This is a genomic window from uncultured Boseongicola sp. (assembly GCF_937988555.1).
GTDB lineage: Bacteria > Pseudomonadota > Alphaproteobacteria > Rhodobacterales > Rhodobacteraceae > Boseongicola.
On the sequence record NZ_CALJXO010000342.1, the window covers coordinates 1 to 4,508 of the forward strand.

Annotated in this window: 8 protein-coding genes; 2 read left to right on the top strand and 6 right to left on the bottom strand. The window is 56.1% G+C overall.

What is annotated here, in order from left to right; all coding sequences use genetic code 11:
* The 5 genes from Q1B15_RS20185 to Q1B15_RS20205 form a co-directional block, all read right to left on the bottom strand.
* On the bottom strand, positions 1–182 hold a 182-nt coding region (locus Q1B15_RS20185; RefSeq protein WP_299757303.1), incomplete at its 3' end, for a hypothetical protein.
* Entirely contained in the window at positions 179–625 is a 447-nt protein-coding gene (locus tag Q1B15_RS20190; RefSeq protein WP_299757306.1) for an outer membrane lipid asymmetry maintenance protein MlaD, read from the bottom strand. The genes Q1B15_RS20185 and Q1B15_RS20190, both read right to left, overlap by 4 nt.
* Positions 626–630: 5 nt before the next feature.
* Complete coding sequence (locus Q1B15_RS20195) at positions 631–1,014, bottom strand: NADH:ubiquinone oxidoreductase subunit NDUFA12 (RefSeq protein WP_299757308.1); 384 nt, start codon at positions 1,012–1,014, stop codon at positions 631–633.
* 162 nt (positions 1,015–1,176) lie between these two features.
* Positions 1,177–2,436: an ATP-dependent Clp protease ATP-binding subunit ClpX gene (clpX, locus tag Q1B15_RS20200; RefSeq protein ID WP_299757310.1), complete on the bottom strand. Its 1,260-nt coding sequence runs from the start codon at positions 2,434–2,436 to the stop codon at positions 1,177–1,179.
* 173 nt (positions 2,437–2,609) lie between these two features.
* Positions 2,610–3,239: an ATP-dependent Clp protease proteolytic subunit gene (locus Q1B15_RS20205; RefSeq protein ID WP_299757312.1), complete on the bottom strand. Its 630-nt coding sequence runs from the start codon at positions 3,237–3,239 to the stop codon at positions 2,610–2,612.
* Between the two features lie 175 nt (positions 3,240–3,414).
* Between Q1B15_RS20205 and Q1B15_RS20210 the strand changes: the two genes are divergently transcribed.
* Together Q1B15_RS20210 and Q1B15_RS20215 are read left to right on the top strand one after the other, a co-directional pair.
* The gene (locus Q1B15_RS20210) at positions 3,415–3,720 is read left to right on the top strand and encodes a metalloregulator ArsR/SmtB family transcription factor (protein WP_299757314.1); all 306 of its coding nucleotides are present in this window, start codon (positions 3,415–3,417) and stop codon (positions 3,718–3,720) included.
* Between the two features lie 198 nt (positions 3,721–3,918).
* Positions 3,919–4,176 (top strand): hypothetical protein, encoded by a 258-nt coding sequence (locus Q1B15_RS20215; protein WP_299757316.1) that lies wholly within the window; start codon positions 3,919–3,921, stop codon positions 4,174–4,176.
* On the opposite strand, the gene Q1B15_RS20220 is transcribed toward Q1B15_RS20215, so the two are convergent.
* Positions 4,173–4,385: a hypothetical protein gene (locus tag Q1B15_RS20220; RefSeq protein ID WP_299757318.1), complete on the bottom strand. Its 213-nt coding sequence runs from the start codon at positions 4,383–4,385 to the stop codon at positions 4,173–4,175. The two genes, Q1B15_RS20215 and Q1B15_RS20220, sit on opposite strands and share 4 nt — an antisense overlap.
* Positions 4,386–4,508: the final 123 nt, after the last annotated feature.

Consider the following 4,508-nt stretch of genomic DNA (forward strand, 5'->3'; position numbering starts at 1 on the left):
GAAACCTTATCAAGCCCTCGCAAAGTCGCGCCCGGAGCCTGTATAGCACGCACCGAACTGGCCGCGACATCGGGCGTCGTCAATATAGTGGTCGAGCCATCAATCGGTGACGTAATCACGGTGTCCTGCGCAAACGCCATCGGCGCAAATGCGATCAGAATCACCGCGAACAAGGACTTCATTCCTCGCCGCCCGACACAAACCGCAACAAAAGCTGCACTATGCTGACCGAGCTTTGCGTATCTTCAATCTCGGCACCGGGTTCAAGATTGAACGCCGACCCGCCGGGCAAAAGCTCAACAAAGCTGCCGCCCAGAAGGCCTTCTGACGAGATGATAATAGCCGTGTCTTCCGGCAAAACCACAATCCTGTCGACCGACAAAGACGCGTCCGCGCGGAACGTCGCGGGATCAAGGTCAAGGCCTGTGACCGACCCAACTTTCACGCCCGCAAGCCGCACATCTGTTCCGACTTGTACACCTTCAGCTGATCGGAAAGACGCAGTATAGGTCGCGCCGTCGCCGCCGGCTCCGAAGCCGCCAAATTGCGAGGCATAAAACAGAAAACCGGCAGCCACAGCCAAAACCGCGCCACCTGTGATCACTTCTCCAACTCTCTCAGGCATTGTGCTTACTCCGGCGTCCAGGCCTCATAGTCCTTACGCGACACCGGGTCAGCCCGACGGATCGACCCTGCGGGCGCATAGGCGGCAGGCGTGCCCGTCATGTTTTCAAGATGCGGCTTTTCCCAGTCTTTGCGGGGCAACGGCGACGTTGTTGGGGGCTCGTCCCATGTATGGTGCAGCCAGCCGTGCCAGCTTGGATCGACCCGGCTCGCCTCGGACTCACCATTGTAAATCACCCAACGCTTTACCCCGTCTTTCGACTGGTAAAAGATGTTGCCCTGATTGTCCTCGCCGACCTTTTGCCCGTTGCGCCAGGTAAAAAGCTGGGTGCCAAACGACTGGCCATTCCACCAGGTGACAGAGCGCAGAAGCGTATTTACAATTCCCATTTCGGACCTTTCATGACCCTTTGACCAAGGTATGCCGCAAGGGCACTCCAAGGTCTAGGCCCGACCGCCGTGTGCTGCGTGCTTTGGCGCGAAGCCTGCAAAACTCTTTACCTCAATAAAAAACCGCCCCTAAAGGCGGCCTTTTTAATTGTATCGACCTGTTCAGCCCGCGCTGGCTGGCTCTTTTTCTGCATCACTGTGGATCATCAAAGGGGCCGCATCCGAATTCACGGCCTCTTCGTTCACCACGACCTCTTCCACGCTGTCCAGCCCCGGCAGGTCGAACATCGTATCAAGCAAGATGTCTTCCATGATCGATCGCAATCCACGCGCGCCAGTCTTGCGCTTGATCGCGCGTTTCGCAATTGCTGATAAGGCATCGTCGGTGAAATTCAGCTTGGCATCTTCCAACTCGAATAAACGCTGGTACTGCTTAACCAAAGCGTTCTTCGGCTGGGTCAGGATCGTCACCAGAGCGTCTTCGTCCAGGTCTTCCAGCGTCGCGATAACCGGCAAACGACCCACAAACTCAGGGATAAGGCCAAACTTCAAAAGGTCCTCCGGCTCAAGGTCCTTGAAATACTCGCCAACTGATTTTGAATCCGGGTCCCGCACATCCGCGCCAAAACCCATTGCCGAGCCCTTGCCGCGTTGTGCGATGATCTTATCAAGACCCGCAAATGCACCACCACAGATGAACAGAATATTCGTCGTGTCGACCTGCAGGAATTCCTGTTGCGGATGCTTGCGACCACCCTGCGGCGGCACGGACGCAACCGTGCCTTCCATGATTTTCAATAGTGCCTGCTGCACACCTTCCCCCGACACGTCCCGCGTGATGGAAGGATTGTCCGACTTGCGTGTGATCTTGTCGACTTCGTCAATATAGACGATGCCACGCTGCGCGCGCTCGACGTTGTATTCGCTCGCCTGCAAAAGCTTCAGAATGATATTCTCGACGTCTTCGCCGACATAACCCGCTTCGGTCAAAGTTGTCGCATCGGCCATCGTGAACGGCACATCAAGAATGCGCGCCAAGGTCTGGGCCAGCAACGTTTTTCCGCACCCGGTGGGGCCAATCAACATGATGTTGGACTTCGCCAGCTCAATGTCAGAATTATCCGCGTGGTTCAGACGTTTGTAGTGGTTATGCACCGCCACAGACAAAACCCGTTTCGCATGCATCTGCCCGATCACGTAGTCATCAAGAACGCTGCAAATCTCCTGCGGGCTCGGCACACCGTCTGATGCTTTCAGACCGGCGGTCTTCGTCTCCTCGCGGATGATATCCATGCAAAGTTCGACGCACTCGTCGCAGATGAAAACTGTCGGCCCGGCGATCAATTTTCTGACTTCATGCTGGCTCTTTCCGCAGAAAGAACAATAAAGCGTATTTTTGCTTTCGCCCGAATTATTCGCCATCACATACCTTCTCGGCCGTCTGCCTGTTGACCACGCGTCCTAGGTCGGACGTGCAGTGTCTTTCGCTTCACTTGCGCCCCATTGGTCTAAAGCCTATGGCACCGCCAAAGGAGGCACAACGCCAAATTCGCACATTCACCGCGTCATGATCTAGGTGTGATCGTAACGTCTGGTTAACTATCAGACCCTTCAATCGCACCACGGCTCTCAACAATCTCGTCAATCAGGCCCCAGTCCTTGGCTTCTTCCGCGGTCATGAAGTTGTCCCGCTCCAGCGCATCCTCGACCTTTTTCAGCGTTTGCCCGGTGTGCTTCACGTAGATTTCGTTTAATCGACGCTTCAAACGTTCGGTGTGACGGGCGTGGATTAAAATATCACTCGCCTGCCCCTGAAAGCCACCCGACGGCTGATGCACCATAATAATCGAATTGGGCAGCGACAGACGCATCCCCTTCTCGCCGGCCGTCAACAAAAGCGAGCCCATGGACGCCGCCTGGCCAATACAAAGCGTCGCAATTTTCGGGCGGATGTATTGCATTGTATCATAAATCGACAGCCCCGCGGTCACGACACCGCCGGGCGAGTTGATATACATCGAAATCTCTTTCGACGGGTTTTCCGCTTCAAGATGCAAAAGCTGGGCCACAACCAGCTGGCTCATGCCGTCATGCACGGGTCCGTTCACAAAAATGATGCGTTCCTTAAGGAGCCGCGAAAAAATGTCATAGGCCCGCTCACCACGGCTGGTCTGCTCAACCACCATGGGAACAAGGTTCATATAAGTCTCTACCGGATCGTGCATTGTGCCTGCCTTCGCGTCGTCGCCGTCGTCATAGCGCGTGAATGTTGCCAGAGTCTTAGTAGCGCCCCCGACGACCTGCAAGGGACGCAGACCGAATAATCATCACAAAGCTTGACGCGATATATGGCCAGACTTAGCGAAAGTCAGGACTAACCAAATAGAAATCTCCGGCCCGATGGCCGCCCTCGGTGATCCGACACGCCGCGCGATAGACGAACGCCTTCGAAGATCACCCGCCCCCGTTGGTAAAATTGCCGAAACCCTTCCCGTCCCGCGCCCTGCCGTGTCGCAACGTCTAAAGGTGCTGACCGGCGCGGACCTCGTCACTGTCGACCCCTTTGGCGCTCGCCGTATCTACATTTTGCGCCCAGAAGCCATCGCCGACCTGCGCGCCTGGTGCGACTGGCTTTGCGACGATGCTCTCACTGCATTTTCTGCCGAAGCTCGCCGTATCGCTGCTCAAGAAAAGGATAACAAATGATAGACCCCGTTGAAAAATCCGTCTTCGTCCCCCTGCCCGTGCCTTCTCGGTTTTCCCCGAAAACATGGCCGACTGGTGGCCAATGGAATCCCACTCCATAAGCGCAAACGAAGCCGGCATGGGGCCCAATAGCGTGACGTTTGAACCCAAGCTTGGGGGCCGCCTTCTGGAAACATGCGCCGACGGGGGAATTCGTGCATGGGCCACGATCACCGGCTGGCAACCGGGCGCACGTTTTGTGCTGTCACATGGGACGTCGGACGCACCGAAGCCAAAGCCACAACAGTGGCCGTGCGCTTTCAGCCCGATGCCAACGGCCCCCGGCTTGTTCTTACGCACTCTGGCTTCGACATTCTCCGCGACCAGAATTGCAAAGGATACAACGGCGGCTGGAAAGACGCTCTGGAAATCGCATTCCTCGAGCACCGCCGCACGACTTTGGCCGAAGCCGTCTAACCGCGCCGCAAAGGATCGGTCAGGTCAACTTTTTCGGACTGATCACGCCATGCGCCGAACAATCCGTCCGCCAGGCTGTCAGCAGACTCCGAGCCACCGCGCCTGTCCAAGCGCAAATTCGCCTTCAAAGGGTCAACGATCACCGGCCATAAAAGCCAAACACCAACGGCACCTAGCAATACGACCGGGACGAGGGGCAACATGTCCATAGCGGACCTCCCGTCTCAAAGAATCGGGCGGCAGTTCGCCCGTTGCCGGACAATCTGAAATCAAAAGAAGGCAAAATCTTGGCGAAAGGTTCATAAATATTAACCTTTTCGCCCGTGACGTTG